General features: G+C 75.0%; 16 protein-coding genes. 5 read left to right on the top strand and 11 right to left on the bottom strand.

Annotation, left to right across the window (positions count from 1 at the left end):
• Positions 1–12: 12 nt before the first annotated feature.
• Together ACZLKG_RS01395 and ACZLKG_RS01400 are read right to left on the bottom strand one after the other, a co-directional pair.
• Complete coding sequence (locus ACZLKG_RS01395; RefSeq protein WP_463647665.1) at positions 13–342, bottom strand: metal-sensitive transcriptional regulator; 330 nt, start codon at positions 340–342, stop codon at positions 13–15.
• A gap of 120 nt (positions 343–462) precedes the next feature.
• The gene (locus ACZLKG_RS01400) at positions 463–1,953 is read right to left on the bottom strand and encodes a hypothetical protein (protein WP_463647666.1); all 1,491 of its coding nucleotides are present in this window, start codon (positions 1,951–1,953) and stop codon (positions 463–465) included.
• Positions 1,954–2,138: 185 nt separating this feature from the next.
• On the opposite strand from ACZLKG_RS01400, the gene ACZLKG_RS01405 reads away from it, so the two are divergent.
• The 3 genes from ACZLKG_RS01405 (at position 2,139) to ACZLKG_RS01415 (ending at position 4,676) form a co-directional block, all read left to right on the top strand.
• Positions 2,139–2,594 carry an ArsR/SmtB family transcription factor gene (locus tag ACZLKG_RS01405; RefSeq protein ID WP_425707416.1) on the top strand — a complete coding sequence of 152 codons (456 nt, stop codon included), beginning with the start codon at positions 2,139–2,141 and terminating at the stop codon, positions 2,592–2,594.
• Positions 2,554–3,516, top strand: coding sequence for an SRPBCC domain-containing protein (locus ACZLKG_RS01410; RefSeq protein ID WP_463647667.1), 963 nt, complete (start codon positions 2,554–2,556; stop codon positions 3,514–3,516). The genes ACZLKG_RS01405 and ACZLKG_RS01410 overlap by 41 nt, the downstream gene beginning before the upstream one ends.
• A gap of 143 nt (positions 3,517–3,659) precedes the next feature.
• Positions 3,660–4,676: a Ppx/GppA family phosphatase gene (locus ACZLKG_RS01415; RefSeq protein ID WP_463647668.1), complete on the top strand. Its 1,017-nt coding sequence runs from the start codon at positions 3,660–3,662 to the stop codon at positions 4,674–4,676.
• A 221-nt stretch (positions 4,677–4,897) separates the two neighbouring features.
• Here the strand turns inward: ACZLKG_RS01415 and ACZLKG_RS01420 are convergent, their stop codons facing one another.
• The 9 genes from ACZLKG_RS01420 to hemE form a co-directional block, all read right to left on the bottom strand.
• Complete coding sequence (locus ACZLKG_RS01420) at positions 4,898–5,530, bottom strand: GNAT family N-acetyltransferase (RefSeq protein ID WP_463647669.1); 633 nt, start codon at positions 5,528–5,530, stop codon at positions 4,898–4,900.
• Positions 5,527–6,273: a DedA family protein gene (locus tag ACZLKG_RS01425; protein WP_463647670.1), complete on the bottom strand. Its 747-nt coding sequence runs from the start codon at positions 6,271–6,273 to the stop codon at positions 5,527–5,529. Before ACZLKG_RS01425 ends, ACZLKG_RS01420 begins: the two co-directional genes overlap by 4 nt.
• Before the next feature lie 214 nt (positions 6,274–6,487).
• A complete protein-coding gene (gene purB, locus ACZLKG_RS01430) occupies positions 6,488–7,930 on the bottom strand; it encodes an adenylosuccinate lyase (protein WP_463647671.1) in 1,443 nt (480 codons plus the stop codon).
• Between the two features lie 35 nt (positions 7,931–7,965).
• The gene (gene hemL, locus ACZLKG_RS01435) at positions 7,966–9,327 is read right to left on the bottom strand and encodes a glutamate-1-semialdehyde 2,1-aminomutase (RefSeq protein WP_463647672.1); all 1,362 of its coding nucleotides are present in this window, start codon (positions 9,325–9,327) and stop codon (positions 7,966–7,968) included.
• Positions 9,328–9,437: 110 nt separating this feature from the next.
• Complete coding sequence (gene hemB, locus ACZLKG_RS01440) at positions 9,438–10,421, bottom strand: porphobilinogen synthase (protein ID WP_463647673.1); 984 nt, start codon at positions 10,419–10,421, stop codon at positions 9,438–9,440.
• Positions 10,418–11,284 (bottom strand): uroporphyrinogen-III synthase, encoded by an 867-nt coding sequence (locus ACZLKG_RS01445; RefSeq protein ID WP_463647674.1) that lies wholly within the window; start codon positions 11,282–11,284, stop codon positions 10,418–10,420. The genes hemB and ACZLKG_RS01445 overlap by 4 nt, the downstream gene beginning before the upstream one ends.
• Positions 11,281–12,231 (bottom strand): hydroxymethylbilane synthase, encoded by a 951-nt coding sequence (gene hemC, locus ACZLKG_RS01450; RefSeq protein ID WP_463647675.1) that lies wholly within the window; start codon positions 12,229–12,231, stop codon positions 11,281–11,283. Before hemC ends, ACZLKG_RS01445 begins: the two co-directional genes overlap by 4 nt.
• Before the next feature lie 253 nt (positions 12,232–12,484).
• Positions 12,485–14,008 carry a protoporphyrinogen/coproporphyrinogen oxidase gene (locus tag ACZLKG_RS01455; protein ID WP_463647676.1) on the bottom strand — a complete coding sequence of 508 codons (1,524 nt, stop codon included), beginning with the start codon at positions 14,006–14,008 and terminating at the stop codon, positions 12,485–12,487.
• On the bottom strand, positions 14,005–15,072 hold the full coding sequence (gene hemE / locus ACZLKG_RS01460) for a uroporphyrinogen decarboxylase (protein WP_463647677.1): 1,068 nt from the start codon (positions 15,070–15,072) through the stop codon (positions 14,005–14,007). Before hemE ends, ACZLKG_RS01455 begins: the two co-directional genes overlap by 4 nt.
• Positions 15,073–15,130: 58 nt before the next feature.
• On the opposite strand from hemE, the gene ACZLKG_RS01465 reads away from it, so the two are divergent.
• Positions 15,131–16,495 (top strand): glutamyl-tRNA reductase, encoded by a 1,365-nt coding sequence (locus ACZLKG_RS01465; RefSeq protein WP_425707428.1) that lies wholly within the window; start codon positions 15,131–15,133, stop codon positions 16,493–16,495.
• Positions 16,492–17,727 (top strand): ferrochelatase, encoded by a 1,236-nt coding sequence (locus ACZLKG_RS01470; RefSeq protein ID WP_463647678.1) that lies wholly within the window; start codon positions 16,492–16,494, stop codon positions 17,725–17,727. The genes ACZLKG_RS01465 and ACZLKG_RS01470 overlap by 4 nt, the downstream gene beginning before the upstream one ends.
• The last annotated feature ends 24 nt before the right edge of the window (positions 17,728–17,751 follow it).

Raw genomic sequence — 17,751 nt, forward strand, 5'->3', positions numbered from 1 at the left:
CTCCCGGTGCGGTCAGACGCGCAGGAGCCGGGCGACGGCGGTGGTGGCCTCGGCGACCTTGGCCTCGCCCTCCTCGGGGGAGGACTGGGCGGCCTGTACGACGCAGTGGCCGACATGGTCCTCGACCAGCGTGAGTCCGACGGTCTGCAGAGCCTTGGTCACCGCCGAGATCTGGGTGAGGACGTCGATGCAGTAGGTGTCCTCGTCGACCATGCGGGCGATGCCGCGGACCTGGCCCTCGATGCGGCGCAGGCGTCGGGCGATCGCGTCCTTGTCCTTGGCGTATCCGTGCGTCGTGGGGTGCTCGCCCGCGGGCGCGGAGGTGTCGTCGTGTGTGCTCACGCCACCAGTGTACCCCTTGGGGGTATCCGGCGATACCCCCAAGGGGTGACATCTCGCACCCGTGACAGGCGCGGGCGCCTGGTGGGGGGCGTCAGGGGCGGGCCCGGTGCGCGGCGCGGCTCAGTCGGACGCCAGGTGCTCGCGCCACCAGTCCGGGATGTTCTCCGGCGCGCGCGGGTGCCGCTGGAGCTCGACGGTGTAGTCCTTCTCGGCCGGCTTCTTGCGCCACGTCGGCTGGATGTCGTGGTCGGTGGCGAGCTTGACCGACCCGGCGGGCTCTACGCTGACGACCGCCGTGAGCCAGGCGCCCTTGCCGCCGTTGTCCGCCGAGTCCGCGCGCAGCTTCGCCACCGCCTGCGCGACCTCCTTGCCCAGGCCCTGGAGGGTGACCTCGGTGCCGTCCGCCGTCGTCGCACCGGCGCGGATCTCCCCGCGGGTGCCGAGCATGACGGCGACGAGCCGGGCGCGGGTCCAGTCGGCGGGCACGACGTCGACCATGCCGCGCACGATCGCCTGCAGCTCCTCGCGGTGCTTCACGGCCGGGTGGGACTCGTCGGCGCCCTCGGGCGTGCCGAGCGAGAGCGTGGCGCCCGAGCGGTTGGCCGTGTGCGGGGCGGGCGCGGTCGTGGTGCCGTCGGCGCGCGAGCGCTGGTACTCCTCGCCCTTGGCCAGCTGCTCCTCGGTGGCCCACTGCTTGGGCACGCGCTGGGCGTAGACGACGTCGCTCAGCTCCTCCCACAGGACCGTCTTCTCGTAGACGCCGGCGTCGATCTTGTCCATCTTGTGCCGCTCGTTGACGTTGGCGTCGCGGGCGATCGAGAAGATTCTGGCGCGGCGGGTGCCCTGGGGGTCCATCTGGTCGTCGACGACCCGCACGGGCACGCCGTTCCAGCGGGCGGTGCAGTGCATGGCGAACAGCTCGTCGATCTCGGAGCGGACGACCTGCTTGGCCCAGGTGCCGGCCTCGGTCATCGTGAAGCCCTGGCTCTCGGAGTCCTTGCTCGGGGAGACCAGGGTGATGAGCGAGGGGCGACCGTCGTCGTCGAGGCGGACGTCCGCCGCCCACGTGGCGCCGTCCGTCTTGGCCACGTAGCCCACGAGCTTCGAGGGCACCGCGGTGGCGAAGAGGTCGCCGGCCGCGTGGTTCTGCCAGCCGTACGCGGGGCCGTGGTAGGTCCCCAGGTGCTCGGGCTCGGCCTGGCCCGGCAGGAAGCGCCACAGGCGTGCGCCGACGGTGAGCCGGTCGTGCTCGATCCACGCGAGCGGCGCACGGACGTCGCCGACCTGGCTGAACCCGGACCCGTCGAAGGGCTCGCGGTCGAGGATGTTGCCCTTGACCCTGGCGCGCTCGGCCTCGGTGCGGCCGCCGGTCGCGGGGACCATCTGCCAGGTGGGGGACAGCGGGACGTGCAGGACGTCGATCGGCTGGTCCGGTGCGAACGGGGTGCCGGTGAAGCTCAGGCCGTGCAGCTTGTAGAGCTCCTCGGTGGTGCCGAGCGTGGCGACCTCGGCGGCGGGGACGACGTAGCCGCTCACCCGGTCCAGGCCCTTCTCGAGGTAGACCTTCGCCATCGCGGGGGTGACGGCCTTCTGCAGGACGAGCTGAGACATGGGGGCCTTCCGGGTCGGGATCCTGACGCCAACGGTACGTGAGTCGGCGAGGGCCGCTCGGGGCGTGGCGGCGGCGGGGCTCGCGGGGACGGTCGGGGAGGTGGGTGCTGATGCGTCGGTCACGTCCTGGGGGCCCAGCGCATCAGCTCTCGCATATATCACCACTAAGTGATAGGAATGTGCCCGTGGACACCTTCGCCCTCGTCGCCGACCCGGTCCGACGCCGGATCGTCGAGGCGCTCGCCGACGGCGAAAGGGCGGCCGGCGACGTCGGCGCGCTCGTCCAGGGCGAGTTCGGGATCAGCCAGCCGGCCGTGTCCAACCAGCTGCGTGTGCTGCGGGAGTCGGGGGCCGTCGAGGTCGAGGCCCGTGGGTCGCGTCGGATCTACCGGCTCCGCCCCGGCGCCCTCGACGAGGTGGACGCCTGGGTCGAGCGGTACGCGCGCCTGTGGCCCCAGCGCCTCGACGCGCTCGAGTCCGAGCTCGCGCGGGGGAGGCGGGCGGCGCGGGACGCGACCCCTGAGGGCTCCGTCGGCCGGACCGCCGCGCCCCGTCGATCACCCGTCCCCCGGACCGCACGCACCGCGAAGGAGACCGAGCATGGACGCCACGATCGTCAGGGCACTGACCGGACCGCGTGACCACCCCGTCCTCAGCATCGTCCGGGTCTACCGCGCGGAGGTGGCCGACCAGCGCGACGCCTGCACGGACACCGCCCGGCTCGCACGCTGGTTCGGCACGGTGACCGGCGACCCCGCCCGGGTCGGTGACACCTTCGGGGCCGCGCTCTCCGACGACCCGGACGACCGTGCGACCGGCCGCGTGCTGCGGTGCGCGGATGACGAGGTCGCCGTCGAGTGGTCGTGGCAGGGCGAGGCGACGAGCGTGATCTCCGCCCGCTTCCGACCGGTCGACGACAACCGCACCGAGCTCACGCTGCGGCACGAGCTGGCGGAGCCGGATCACGCCGTCGGGTACGGCGGCGGCTGGGAGCAGGTCCTCCAGTCGCTCGCCCGCGCGCTCGGCGCCGCGAGTCCGGACGCGCCGGGTGACGAGGACAGCGAGGGGGGCGCCGCCGAGGTCTGGCTGACGATCACGCGCGCCCCGCTCGAGCTCGAACGCACCCTCGACGCTGACGCTCAGCGGGTGTGGGCGGCGCTGGCCACCGAGGAAGGACTGCGGTCGTGGTGGTGGAAGCACTGGGACGACGTGACGATCGAGGCCGACGTGCGCCCCGGCGGCGCCTACCGGATTGAGGCGCCCGGCGCGGGCATCGTGCTCGACGGTCGGTACCTCGACGTCGTCCCCCCGGCCGGCGGCCGGGCCGGCCGGCTGTCGATGACGTGGCGCTGGAGCGACGCCGACGGGACCAGCGCGGACGAGGCCGTCGACATCCACGTGCACACCGGTGGCGGAGCGGCCGACGACGCGCCGGGCGCCGGCGCTGCGGGCGGGACGCGCGTCGTCGTGCGGCACTCGGGACCGTGGGCCGACGCCGCCCCGGCCGAGAGCTACCGCCAGGGCTGGGAGTTCACGCTCGGCGCGCTCGGCGACGCGCTCTGATCGACGCACCCCCCATGGACGCACTCTGATCGACGCACCCCCGTGGACGCACTCTGATCGACGCGGTCCGACCGGTCCCTCGGGAGCCCTGGGGCGCCGGCGCCGTGGTGTGTTGGGTCACGTCGGGACGCTACGGTGTGCGGATGCGCCTGGGAGTTCTCGACGTCGGGTCCAACACCGTGCACCTCGTGGTGCTCGACGCCGTGCGGGACGCCCGGCCGGACCCGGAGTCCTCCGACCGGTCGACCGTCCGTCTCATGCAGTACCTCACCGACGACGGCACGATCGACGACGACGGCGTCAAGGCACTGAAGAAGGCCGTGAAGCGGGCGCGGAAGGCCGCCGAGAAGTTCGGTTGCGAGGAGCTCGTCGGCATGGCGACCTCCGCCATCCGGGAGGCGCGGAACGGCCCGGAGGTCCTGGCCAAGCTCGAGAAGGCCGCCGGCGTCCCGCTGCGGGTGCTCAGCGGCGACCAGGAGGCCGAGCTGACGTTCCTGGCGGCCAGGCGCTGGCACGGCTGGGCGTCGGGCCGCCTCCTCGTGCTCGACATCGGCGGCGGCTCGCTGGAGGTCGCGCTCGGCATCGACGAGTCGCCCGAGTTCCGGGTGTCCCTCCCTCTGGGGGCCGGTCGGCTCACCCGGCACTTCCTCACCTCCGACCCGCCCGAGAAGAATCAGATGGCCACGCTCCAGCGGCGCGTGGACAAGCTCCTCGCGCCGGTCGCGAAGGAGCTGGCCGACCTCCCGAGCCCGGACCACGTGGTCGTCACGTCGAAGACCTTCCGCTCGCTGGCCCGCCTGGCCGGGCACTCGCAGGCCGTCATCGGGCCCGAGGAGCGGCGCCGGATGGCACTGCGAGATCTCCAGGACTGGGTGCCCCGGCTTGCGCGCATCCCCGCGGAGCAGCGCATGGAGCTGCCGGGTATCACGCCGGAGCGCACGCACCAGATCGTGGCGGGCGCCGTCGTCGCGGAGTCGACGATGCGGCACCTCGGCGTGGACCGGGTCGAGGTCTGCCCGTGGGCGCTGCGCGAGGGCGCGATCCTGCGCCGCATCGACCACATGTCCGGCCCGGACAACGGGGACAACCTCGCGCCCGTCGGTGCCGGGTCCTCGGCGGGCGGCCCGCCGGGGGGCGCGCTGCGCTCGTCGTTCGTCTGAGGTTCGTCTGAGCCCTGCGCGTTCGAGTCGGCTGCGTGGGGCGGCTGCTCGCCCGGAGGGCTCGTCGAGTGGCAGAGGGACCCGTCGAGGGCGCGGTGTGAGTGCCGAAGACGCGGTGGCCGCGCCGAGTGGTGGGTCGGCGGCTGTCCTCTCGGCGATAGACCGCGCCCTCGACGACACCTCGCGCCCTCGACGCGCGCTGGGCTGCCGTCGGCGACGGCTCAGTCCTCGCGAGCAGGCTCCTCGGCCCCGCGGGCCGGGCGGAGCAGGCCCCAGAACTCCGGCAGCCCGTCGGCCCTCTCGTGCGCCACGACCTCGAAGCCGAACCGCTCGTAGATCCCCACGTTCCGCTCGGCGTTCGTCTCGAGCCACACCGGCGCGCCCGTGCGGTCGGCGCGCGCCAGACCGTGCCGCAGCAGGGCCCCCGCGTGCCCCCGGCCCTGGTGCTGCGGGTCGACGGCGAGGAGCGCGAGGTACCAGGCGGCGGAGTCCGGGTCGTGCCGGCGGTGGGCGGCCTGGGCCTGCCGCTCGGCTGCAGCGAGTCGGCGCACGTCGCCCGGTCGCAGACGCAGCAGTGCCCCGAGGGCGCCGCCGCGCAGCTGGTCGAGCATCCGCGGCGGGTGGCCGGGCGCGTACCAGACAGCGATCGACCCGTCGCCGACGGTGTCGACGACGCCGTGGGTCATCCCCGCCCGCACGCTGGCGACCGCCCAGGCGGGCAGGCGCCGGTGCCTGCGCTCCCGGTCGGGCACCGCCCAGGTGAACAGCGGGTCGTCGTCGAAGGCGGTGGCGACCAGGGCGCCGAGCCTGGGGGCATCGTCCTCGCCCGCGGAGGACACGTCGGGGGCGGTCACAGCGCGGGGTCCGTGGTCGAGGTCGGGCCGCGCCCGTCGTCGGACGTGGAGCCCGCGCGACGCTTGCGCAGGTGCGCGACGACGAACCAGACGAGCAGGAGGAGCACCGCGGCGATGACGACGTACTGCAGCCAGCTCGTGTACTCCTCGACGACGTCCCAGTTCTCGCCCAGGTAGTAGCCGGCGAGGATGAGGACGGTGTTCCAGACGAGGGAGCCGATCGTCGTGAGCAGGCCGAACATGAGCAGCGACATCCGCGTGATGCCCGCGGGGATCGAGATGAGGGAACGGAAGATCGGCAGGCACCGCCCGAGCAGGACGGTCCAGTGGCCGTGCTTGTCGAACCAGTTCTCGGTCTTGGTCACGTCCTCGACGTCGACGAGCGGCAGCCAGTTCATGATCGCCCGGGTGCGCTCGCGGCCGAGCAGCGCGCCCACGCCGTAGAGCGCGTAGGCGCCCAACACCGAGCCGGCCGTGCACCAGATGATCACCTCGACGAGCCCGAACGTCTGCCCCTGGGAGGCCGTGAACCCGGCGAGCGGAAGGATGATCTCCGACGGGATCGGCGGGAACAGGTTCTCGATGGCGATGAGCAGCGCCGCCCCGAACCCGCCGAGGGACTCCATCATCGACACGGCCCAGCCGGCGATGCCGGTCAGCCCCTCGTCGGGGACGGAGGCTGCGATCGGGGCGGCGGGTGGATGGGCCGCGGCGGTCGCGTGGGCGAGGGCTGAGGTCGTCACCGCCCCAACCTATGGGGCCGCGGGCGCGCAGGTGCGGCAGCGTGCCCGTGAGATGCCCGACGACGCCAGGGAGATCCGCACTCCGGACCGTGCTGCGCTCGCGCCTGGCTCACGGCGCCACCTCGATCGTCGTCGATGCCTGAGACCGCGCGACCTTGCGATGCGCAGGCGCCCACCGCGATGCGGCGACTCACCGGCAGCGCACGCGACGCGGTCAGCCCTCGGCCTCGACGGTACGGGCCAGCTGTGCGGACAGCCCCGTGTAGGTCGCGGGGGTCAGGGCGATCAGCCGCTCCTCGACGTCGGCGGGGAGCCCGAGCGAACCGATGAACTCGCGCATTGCCGGCCCGTCGACCTTGCGGCCGCGCGTGAGTTCCTTGAGCCGCTCGTAGGGGTCCTCCATGCCCCTGGCGCCCGCGACCGAGGCGGCGCGCATCGCCTGCTGGACGGCCTCGCCGAGGACCTCCCAGGCGTCGTCGAGGTCGCGGGCCATCGCCTCGGCGTCGACGTCGAGGCCCGCGAGCCCCCGGCTCACGTTGTCGATCGCGAGCAGCGAGTGCCCGAACGCGGTGCCGATGTTGCGCTGCGTCGTCGAGTCGGTGAGGTCGCGCTGCAGGCGGGAGGTGACGAGCGTCGAGGCGAGGGTGTCGAGCAGGGCGCAGCTGATTTCGAGGTTCGCCTCGGCGTTCTCGAACCGGATCGGGTTGACCTTGTGCGGCATCGTCGAGGAGCCGGTCGAGCCCTGCGCCGAGAGCCGCTGGGTGAAGTAGCCGAGCGAGATGTACGTCCACACGTCGGTGGCGAGGTTGTGCAGGATCCGGTTGAACCGGGCCACGTCGGAGTAGAGCTCCGCCTGCCAGTCGTGTGCCTCGATCTGCGTGGTCAGCGGGTTGAACGACAGGCCGAGCCCGGTGACGAAGCGCTCCGCGACCGCCGGCCAGTCGGTCCCCGGGACGGCCACGCTGTGCGCGCCGTAGGTGCCGGTCGCGCCGTTGATCTTGCCGCGGTACTCGGTCGAGGCGACCCGGTCGAGCTGGCGGCGCAGGCGCGCGACCGTCACGGCGAGCTCCTTGCCGAGCGTGACGGGCGTGGCCGTCTGACCGTGCGTGCGGGCGAGCATCGGGACCTCGGCGTGGGCGTGGGCCATCGCGGCGAGCTGGTCGGTGACTGCCGTCGCGGCGGGGAGCCACACGTCGACGACGGCGGCGCGCACCGTCAGGGCGTAGGAGAGGTTGTTGACGTCCTCCGACGTGCAGAAGATGTGGACGATCTCGTGCGACCCGGGCAGCGACGTGTCCGGGCCGAGCACGTCCGCGGCGGCGTCCAGGCGGCGCTTGAGCAGGTACTCCACGGCCTTGACGTCGTGCCGGGTCTCGGCCTCGATGGCGGCGTGCTCGGCGATGTCGTCGGCGCCGAACCCGTCGACGACGCCGCGCAGGTAGGCGCGCTCCGCGTCGCTGAGGGTCGGCGCGCCGGGCAGAGACCCGGTGTCGCACAGGTGGATGAGCCACTCGACCTCGACCTGCAGCCGTGCCCGGTTGAGGGCGGCCTCGCTGAGGTGGTCGACGAGCGGGGCGACCGCGGACCGGTAGCGGCCGTCGAGCGCCCCGAGGGCGATGGGCGGGGTGATCGTCGAGAGGTCGGTGCGCGCAGTCACGGGGACGATTCTCCCCCAGGTCGCGGCGACCGCGGTCAGCCGGCCGGCGGCGCCGCTTCCGCCGCCGCGCGGGCCGCCGACGGCAGGGCGTCGACCACCCGGGCGAGAGCCTCGTCGTCGTGGGCCGCGGTGAGGAACCATGCCTCGAACGCGCTCGGCGGCAGCAGCACGCCGGCCGCCGCCATGGCGCGGAAGAACGCCGGGTACCGCCAGGTCTCGGAGGCCTTGGCCCCCGCGTAGTCGCGCACGCCGCCCGCCGCGGGCTCGCCGAGGAAGACCGAGAACAGGTTCCCCGCCCGGCTCACCGTGTGCGCCAGCCCGACGGCGTCGAGCGCCTCACCCGCGGCGCGCGCCACGGCGTCGGCGGCGGCGTCGACCGCGGAGTACACGGCGTCGTCGGCGAGGCTCAGCGTGGCGAGCCCGGCGGCGGTCGCGAGCGGGTTCCCGGACAGGGTCCCGGCCTGGTAGACGGGACCGCTCGGGGCGAGCTCGTCCATCACAGCCGCCCGACCGCCGAGGGCGGCGAGTGGCATCCCGCCGCCGAGCACCTTGCCGAACGTGAAGAGGTCGGGCGCCCAGCCCTCGGTCGCCCCCTCGAGGCCCCACCAGCCGCCCGGTCCGACGCGGAAGCCCGTGAGGACCTCGTCGAGGACGAGCAGTGCGCCGTGGCCGATGGTCAGTTCGCGCAGCGCCCGGTTGTACCCGGGCTCGGGCGCGACGACGCCCATGTTCGCGGCGGCGCCTTCGACGATCACGGCCGCCACCCGGTCGCCGTGGGCGCCCATGACGGCCTCCATCGCCGGCAGGTCGTTGTACGGCACGACGACGGTGACCGCGGCGATCTCCTCGGGCACCCCGGGCGTGCCGGGGATGCCGAGCGTGGCCACGCCGGAGCCCGCGTCCACCAGGAGCGAGTCGGAGTGCCCGTGGTAGTGGCCGGCGATCTTGACGACCAGGGGCCGGCCCGTCACGCCGCGTGCGAGTCGGACGGCGGTCATCGTCGCCTCGGTGCCGGAGCTGACGAACCGCACACGCTCGGCCGGTGCCACCCGGGCGGTGACGGCCTCGGCGAGCTCGGTCTCCGCGACGGTCGGCGCGCCGAAGTTGAGGCCGGACGCGGCCGCCTCTCGGACCGCGCCCACGACCTCCGGGTGGGCGTGCCCGAGCAGCGCGGGCCCCCACGACGCGACGAGGTCGACGTACTCGCGACCGTCGACGTCGGTGACGTACGCGCCGCGCGCGGAGGCGAGGAACCGGGGCGTCCCGCCTACGGACCCGTAGGCCCGGACGGGGGAGTCCACGCCGCCGGGGATCGCCGCCCGAGCGGCCTCGAACGCTGCCGCGCTCGCCGGGCCGGCGGACCAGCTGCCGGGTGACGCCGTTCCGGGAGATGCCATGGCTGTCGTGTCGCCGGAGGAAGCCGCCGTACCCGGCGCGGATGCGTCTCGTTCGTCGCTGCTCGACGATCCTGCTCCAGTCGATCCGTTCACCTGCGTCATCGCCTCTCTCACCTCTCCCGCAGCCAGCCGGCCGCCTCGGTCGCCCAGTACGTCGCCACGATCCCCGCCCCGGCCCGGCGCACCGACAGCAGGGTCTCGAGGATCGTCCGCCGCCGGTCGATCCAGCCGCGCTCCGCGGCGGCCTCGACCATCGCCATCTCGCCCGACACGTGGTAGGCCGCCACCGGCACGTCGACGGCCTCCGCGACGTCGCCGAGGACGTCGAGGTAGAGCGTGGCCGGCTTGACCATGACGACGTCGGCACCCTCCTCGACGTCGAGGAGCGTCTCGCGCAGCCCCTCCCGACGGTTGGCCGGATCCATCTGGTAGGTCCGCCGGTCGCCCGTGAGCTGCGAGTCGACGGCCTCGCGGAACGGCCCGTACATGGCCGACGCGTACTTCGCCGCATAGGCGAGCGTGCCGACGTCGGTGCGTCTGGCGTCGTCGAGGGCTTCACGCACCGCTCCGACCTGGCCGTCCATCATTCCCGACAGCCCGAGGAGCGACGCCCCGGCCTCGGCCTGCGCAAGCGCCATCTCCGCGTAGCGCACGAGGGTGGCGTCATTGTCCACGCTCCCGTCGGCGGCGAGCACGCCGCAGTGGCCGTGGTCGGTGAACTCGTCCAGGCACAGGTCTGAGACGACGACCATCGACTCCCCGACCTCCTCGCGCAGCAGGCGCAGCCCGACGTTCGCGATCCCGTCCGGGTCGGTCGCCCCCGTCCCGGTGGCGTCGTGGGTGGCCGGCACGCCGAAGAGCATGATCCCGCCGACGCCGGCCTCCGCCGCCTCGGCCGCCGCCCGGCGCAGGGAGTCGGGGGTGTGCTGGAGGACCCCGGGCATCGCCCCGATCGGCCGCGGCTCGCTGAGGCCCTCGCGCAGGAACACGGGCAGCACGAGGTCGGCCGGGTCCATGCGGGTCTCGGCGACGAGCCGCCGCAGCGCCGGCGAGGAGCGCAGCCGGCGGGGACGGACGGTGGGGAACTGGCTCATGGTGTCCTCCGTGGTGGTGCGGTACCGCCAAGCCCGACGCCGGAGCGCGGGTCCGCGGGGCGGGTGACGGTGGGTGCGTGGTCGGGTCGGGCGCGGTCGGTAGCAGCCGCCTCTTCGACCGCGGCGACGATCGCCTCCGGGGTCGGCGCCCCGGCGACGGACGAGACGTCCAGGCCCGCCTCGCGGATGGCCGTGGCCGTCGTCGGACCGATGGCGACCAGGGCGGTCGACGTCGGAGGGCGGCCCGCGGTCTCGAGCAGCGCGCGCAGGGTCGAGGGCGAGGTGAGGGCGACGACGTCCGGCCACGGGCGCGTGGCGGCCCGGGCCTCGTCGGGCTCCGCGGTGACGGTCGTGTAGGCGGGGACCGCGTCGACGCTCCAGCCGGCGCCGGCCAGCCGCCGGGCGGTGGCCGGGTCGGCCAGGGCGCTCGACGGCAGGAGGACGCGCCGCCGGCGAGGGTCCCCGGGGCGGTCGACGACGTCCACCAGCGACGCGGCCGTGCCCGCCGGTGCCTCCGCGTCGACGGTGATGCCGACGCCGGTGAGCGCGGCGGTGGTCGCGGGTCCGACGGAGCCGATCCGGGTGCCGTCCGCGCGGGCGGCCGCGACGGCGGCCGGCCAGGTGCGCGGACCGTCGTCGAGCCGCACGCCCGCGAGCCTGACGTCGGCGAGTCGGGACACCGTGCGCGCCGAGGTGACGAGCACCCAGGCGGCACCGGCCGGGTCGACGGCGCCCGGGTCGACGTCGAGCTCGACGGTGCGCGTGAGCGTCACCGGCACCACGTCGGCGCCGGCCTCCCGCAGGGCCCGGGCGATCTCGAGCGACCCTGCCGGGACGAGGACTCGCGCGCCGGCCAGGCTCACGCGTCGGCCATGAGGTCGGCGGCGCCGGAGACGAGCAGGTCGTCGGCGAGGTCGCGCCCGACGGTCGCGGCGAGCGTGGTGTCGGCCGGGTCGATGCTCGCGCTCACGTCTTGCCGTAGATGGAGGGCGCCGTCCGGTCGGGCGACGACGGCGGCGAGCTCGAGGTCCTCGCCGTCGAGGGTGGCCAGTGCGCCGACCGGGGCGGCGCAGCCGGCCTCGAGCCGGCCGAGCAGGGTCCGCTCGGCGACGACCGCGGCCGCGGACGGCGCGTGGTGGATCGCTCGCAGTGCGGCGGCGAGACCGGGCAGCTCGGAGTCGACGTCGTCGCGGGTCTCCACGGCGAGGGCGCCCTGGCCGGGGGCGGGCAGGAAGTCCGGCGGGCCGAGGACCTCGGTGACCCGGCCCTCGAGGCCGAGCCTGCGCAGCCCGGACAGGGCGAGGGCCACGGCGTCGAGGTCGTCCTCGGTCCGCGCGAGGCGAGTGGGCACGTTGCCGCGGATGTCGACGATCTCGAGGTCGGGCCGGGCGATGAGCAGCAGCGCGGCGCGGCGGGGGGAGCCGGTGCCGACGCGGGCGCCGGCGGGCAGGTCGGCGAGCGTGAGCCCGTCGCGCGCGCACAGGGCGTCGCGCGGGTCCTCGCGCGGGGGGACGGCGGCGATCGTCAGTCCCGGGTGCGGGGCCGTGGGCAGGTCCTTGAGGGAGTGCACGACGACGTCGACCTCGCCGTCGAGCAGGGCCGCGCGCAGGGCGCCCGCGAAGACGCCGGTGCCGCCGAGGGAGGCGAGCGAGGCGGTGGACACGTCGCCCTCGGTGCGCACGACGACCAGCTCGAGCTCGCCGGCGCCCGCGGCGGTCAGGGCGTCGGCGACGTGACGGGACTGCGTGCGCGCGAGGTCGGAGCCCCGCGTGCCCAGGCGCCAGGGCCGCGCGGCGGTGGCTGAGGTCATGCCGTCATTCTCGCACCGACCGCCGTCGAGAATGGTTCTAATATGCAAGTGCGGCGTAACGAAAATGCGAAAACTGGACATCTGTGAAATCGACCTGACGAACCGTCAGGACCATTCTTTGGATATGACGACGAGTCGTCATAAAGCATATTCAGTCGCACGTACTGCCTCATTCAGAACACGTGTATGTCACATGATGTACGCAACATCTGACAGGTGGGCCGGTGCGGGCACGGACCGTGCCCGGGTTATCTCACACGAGGCGCCGGGCCAGCCGACGGGCGTGGGCGACGACTGCGGGCAGCCCCGTCCCGGCGACCCACGCGCCCGCGAGGTGCAGGTCCCGCTCCGCCGCCGTCGCCGCCAGGTCCGTGACGGTCTCCCGCATGCCCGGGGTCTGCGGCGCGAGGGCACCGCCGTGGGAGACCGGCGCCGAGGCGAGCAGCTGGTCCTCTGTGAGCTCGACGCCGAGCAGGGCCGCGGCGTCGGCGAGGGCCTCGTCGACCCCCGGGAGGTGCGGCTCCTCGCCGGGGCGCCCGTACGAGAGCCGCACGGCGTGCCGGCCGCCCAGCGCCGCGGCCACCCAGGGCCACTTGGCGCTGGAGTGGGTGAGCGCCTTCGCGCGGACGGCGCGCCCGCCGGGCTCGGCCCCCTCGCCGACGATGACGCCCGATCCTCGCGGCGCCGTGTCCAGGGCCGGGGCGTCGAGGATCAGCGTGCGGTGCTCCACCGGCGCGCCGGGGACGAGCCGGACCTCCCGGGCCGTGGGGAATTCCGGCTCGACCATGCGCAGCGCCTCCGGGCCGGGAACCGCCAGCACCACCTCACGCGCGCGCAGCGTCCCGCCGGGCGCGACCTGGAGCTGCCAGGCTCCGCCGTCGCGGACGAGCCGCTCGACAGCCGCGCCCGTGCGGATCTCGGCGCCCGCGGCGACGGCCGCGCGGGCGAGCGTTGCGGGCAGCAGGTGCATGCCGCCGCGGACTGTGGCCACGGCCGGTCCTTCGCCGACGAGCGACGCGACCGCCGTGCTCAGCGACCCGGACTCGGCCAGGGCCGCGCGCAGGCCGGGCGCGACGACGTCGATCGCGAGCTCCTCCGGGTCGGACGCGTGCAGCGCGCCGGCGATCGGGCGGACGAGGCGCTCGAGGACGTCCTCGCCCATCGCGTCCCGCACGACGTCGGCGAGCGAGGCCGAGCCTGGCAGCGCGCCGGCTCGCCCCGCGGAGTTCGCCTCCGCCGCCCGGCGCGCCGCGCGCTCCCCGAGGATCTGGGCGACGAGCGGATGGGCGAGGTCCGAGGGGACGCCGAGCAGCGACCGCGGCGGCACGGGCCGCGCGGGGCCGGCCGCCGGCTGCACCCACGAGCCCGCGGCGGGCCGCTCGATCGTGAGACCCAGCTCCTCGGCCAGCTCGATCGCCGCCGGCCGCCGCGTGCCCATGGCCTCGGCCCCGCCGTCGAGGAGGACCGGACCGGTGCGGACTCCGCCGTCGGCACCGCCGTCGGCACTGCCGGACCCGCCGCCGAGCTCGAGCGAGAGCGGCGAGACGAGCCCGCCGACCCGGCCCGACGCCTCCAGCAGGACGACCGACCGGCCGGACCGGGTGACGTCGTGGGCGAGCGTGAGGCCGGCGATCCCCGCCCCGATCACGGCGAGGTCCCAGGTGGTGCGGTCGGGGGCGGGGACCTTCCGGCCGGGGTCGTGCGAGGTGGCTGCGCCGGCCGCGGGATCCGGCCCGGTGGAGGTCGCTGCGCCGGCCGCGGGGTCCGATCCGGTCACAGGGAGTGGACGAGCTCGACGATGCGCGTGAGCACCGCCGGGTCCGTGGTGGGCGGGACGCCGTGACCGAGGTTGACCACGTGCCCGGGCGCCGCCCGACCCGCCTCGACGACGGCGCGCACGTGCCGCTCGAGAACCTCCCACGGCGCGGTGAGCAGCGCAGGGTCGATGTTGCCCTGCAGCGGCACCTCTCCGCCCAGCCGCTCGTTCGCGACGTCGAGCCGGAGTCGGTGGTCCACCCCGACGACCTCGGCGTGCCTCGCCATGACGGTGAGCAGCTCGGACGTGCCGGTCCCGAACGAGACCCGCGGCACCCGGTCCGCCACGTGGTCCAGCGCGCGCGTCGAGTACGGGGCGGCGCGCGCGGTGTAGTCGTCGACGGACAGTGAGCCGGCCCAGGAGTCGAAGAGCTGGACGGCGCGGACGCCGGCGTCGACCTGCGCGGCGAGGAACGCGCCCGTGAGGTCGGCGGTCCAGGTGAGCAGCCGGTCCCAGGCGGCGGGGTCGGCGTGCATGAGTGCGCGGGCGGCCAGGTGGTCGCGCGAGGGGCGGCCCTCGACGAGGTAGGCGGCCAGGGTGAACGGGGCGCCGCCGAAGCCGATGAGCGGGGTGTCGCCGGGCCCGTCGCCGGTGCCGAGCTCGTCGGTCACCGCGCGGACGGCCGCCGCGATCGGGGCGTGGTCGCCGGGCTCGTGGGCGGTCAGGCGCGCGACGTCGGCCGGGGTGCGGACCGGGTCCGCGATGACGGGGCCGACCCCGGGGGCGATCTCGACGTCGATGCCCGCGAGCCTCAGCGGCACGACGATGTCGGAGAAGAGGATCGCGGCGTCGACGCCGTGCCGGCGCACCGGCTGGCAGGTGATCTCCGCGGCGAGCTCGGGCGTGAGGCAGGCGTCGAGCATCTCCGTGCCCGCGCGCACCTCCTTGTACTCCGGCAGCGAGCGACCGGCCTGCCGCATGAACCAGACCGGCAGGCGCTCCGGTCGCCGTCCGGAATAGGCCTCGAGCAGGGCGGGCGTGCCGGCGCTCACGGAGGCGGCCGTGGAGATGTCGGAATTCGTCACGCAGCCATTGTGCACGGGCGGGAGAAACTTCTTCGCGTCGAATTGCTAACCTGTCTCGGTGCCGCTCACCCTGCTTTCCGCCGACCACCACTCGGTGACGCTCGACGACCTCGAGCGGCTCAGCGTCGGAGTCGACTCCCTGCCCACCCTCCTGGCCGACCACCCGGCCGTCGACGGCGCCGTCGTGCTCGCCACCTGCAACCGGGTCGAGCTCTACCTCGAGGCCGCCGACCCGGACGCGGCGCTCGACGCCGCGCGCGCCGCCCTCGCCTCGACCAGCGGCGTGGACCCCCTCGAGATCGACGACCTCACCGGACGCACCGACGGCCACGACGCCGTCCGGCACCTCTTCGAGGTCGCCTCCGGCCTCGACGCGATGGTCGTCGGCGAGCGCGAGATCGTCGGTCAGGTCCGGCGCGCACTCGAGGACGCCCGCGCCGCCGGCGCGACCACCCCGGCCCTGGAGGACGCGCTGCAGCGCGCCTCGCGCGCCTCGCGCCGGATCGCCGTCGACACCGACCTCGCCGCCGCCGGCCGCTCCGTCGTGGCAGTCGCCCTCGACCTCGCAGGCACGGTCCGGGCGCGCCCGGCGTGCCCCCGCGACGACGAGGCCTGGACGCCCGAGTCCGGTGAGCTGCCCCGCAGCTCGTGGTCCGGCGCCCGCGCCCTCGTGGTGGGCACCGGCGCCTACGCCGGCGCCACCGTCGCCGCGCTGCGCCGCCGGGAGTGCACGACCATCGCCGTGTGGTCGGCCAGCGGCCGGGCCCGCGGCTTCGCCGACGCCGAGCACGTGCGTGCCGCGGGCGACCTGGCCGAGGAGCTCGCGCTCGCCGACGTCGTCGTCGCCTGCCGCGGCACGGGCACACCGGTCGTCGACGCCGACGCGATGTCGTCCGCCCTGGCGGCCCGGCGAGCGGCCGGGACCACGGAGCCGCTGGTCGTCGTCGACCTCGCGCTGCGCCACGACGTCTCGGCGGAGGCCGCCGCGCTGCCCGGCGTCGTCGTCGTCGACCTCGACACCGTCAAGGCGCACGCGCCGGCCGCGACCGAGGGGCAGGTCCGCCACGCCCAGGAGGTCCTCGCCGAGGAGGTGCGCGTCGTCGTCGAGACCCGCGCCGAGCGCGCGATGGACGACGTGGTGGTCGCCGTGCGTGACCGCGTCGGATCCGCGCTGGAGGACGAGCTCACCCGACTTCCCATGGCGGGCACCGTGCCCGCCGACCAGGCGGCGCAGGCCCTGAGGCGCCTCGCCGCGCGCCTCGCCCACCCACCGACGGTCGCGGCACGGGCGGCCGGGCGCGACGGCCGGGGCGAGGAGTTCGTCCGCGCCCTCGAGCTCGTCACCGGCATCGCCGTGGCCGACGAGACCGCGGGCGCCGGCGCCGGACAGGGCCGCCCACCCGCAAGGAGGACCGCCAAGTGACCGTGACGACCGGCCGACCGACGACCGGGGAGCAGGACCCTCCGCGGGGGCAGGACGCTCCGGGCGGTTCCGCACGGACCGCGCCCCCCGTGACGGCCGGCGCCCTGGCGCCCTACGACGCCGTGCTGCTCATGTCCTTCGGCGGCCCCGAGCGGCCCGAGGACGTCGTCCCGTTCCTGCGTCGCGTCACCGCCGGGCGCGGCATCCCCGACGAGCGGCTCGAGGAGGTCGGCGAGCACTACTACGCGTTCGGCGGCCGCAGTCCCATCAACGACCTCAACCGCGACCTCCTCGCCGCCCTGCGTACCGAGACCGCCGCGCGCGGGATCGACGTGCCGGTGGTCTGGGGCAACCGCAACTGGGACCCGGACGGCATCGACGTCCTGCGCGAGCTCTACGACGCCGGCGCCCGGCGGGTGGCCATGGTCGCCACCTCGGCGTACGGCTCGTACTCGAGCTGCCGCCAGTACCGCCAGGACGTCGGGCGCTACGTCCCGGCGCTCGTGGCCGAGGGGCGCCCCCTCGTGGTCGACAAGGTGCGGCCCTACTTCAACGACCCCGGCTTCGTCTCGGCCAACGCCGACGCGGTCGAGGAGTCGATGCGGGCCCTCGGCGGCGAGCCGCACCTGATGTTCGTCACGCACTCCATCCCCACGACGATGGAGGTGGCCTCGGGCCGGCGGACCGCGGCGACCTACGCCGAGCAGCACGAGGAGGTCGCCCGGCTCGTGTCGGCCGAGGTCGGGCGGCGCCTGGGCCGTGAGCTCGACTGGTCGCTGACCTACTGCTCCCGGTCCGGCGACCCGCGCACCCCGTGGCTCGAGCCCGACGTCAACGACGCGCTGCGCGACCTCGCCGCCACCGGCCGGGGCTCCGTGGTGCTCAGCCCGATCGGGTTCGTCTCGGACCACATGGAGGTCGTCTACGACCTCGACACGGAGGCCGCCGAGACCGCCGAGGAGCTCGGCCTGCGCCTCGCCCGCGCGGCGACGGCCGGAACGTATGCCCAGTTCGTGGCGGGACTTGCCGACCTTCTGCTCGACCGCGCCGCCGAGGCGCGGGGGGTGCCGGCCGGTGCCGAGGGCCGGCGCGCGGTCGTCGGCGACCTGCCGGCGTGGGACTCGGCCTGCGCGGTCGCCTGCTGCGCGGTGCGCGACGGGGTCGACGACGGGCGGCTCGCGCTGTGCGGGCAGCCCGACGACGTGGTGACGGCGATCGAGGAGAGCGCGTGAACGACGGGACGACGGGTGCGACGG

Source organism: Georgenia sp. Z2081, from assembly GCF_055326445.1.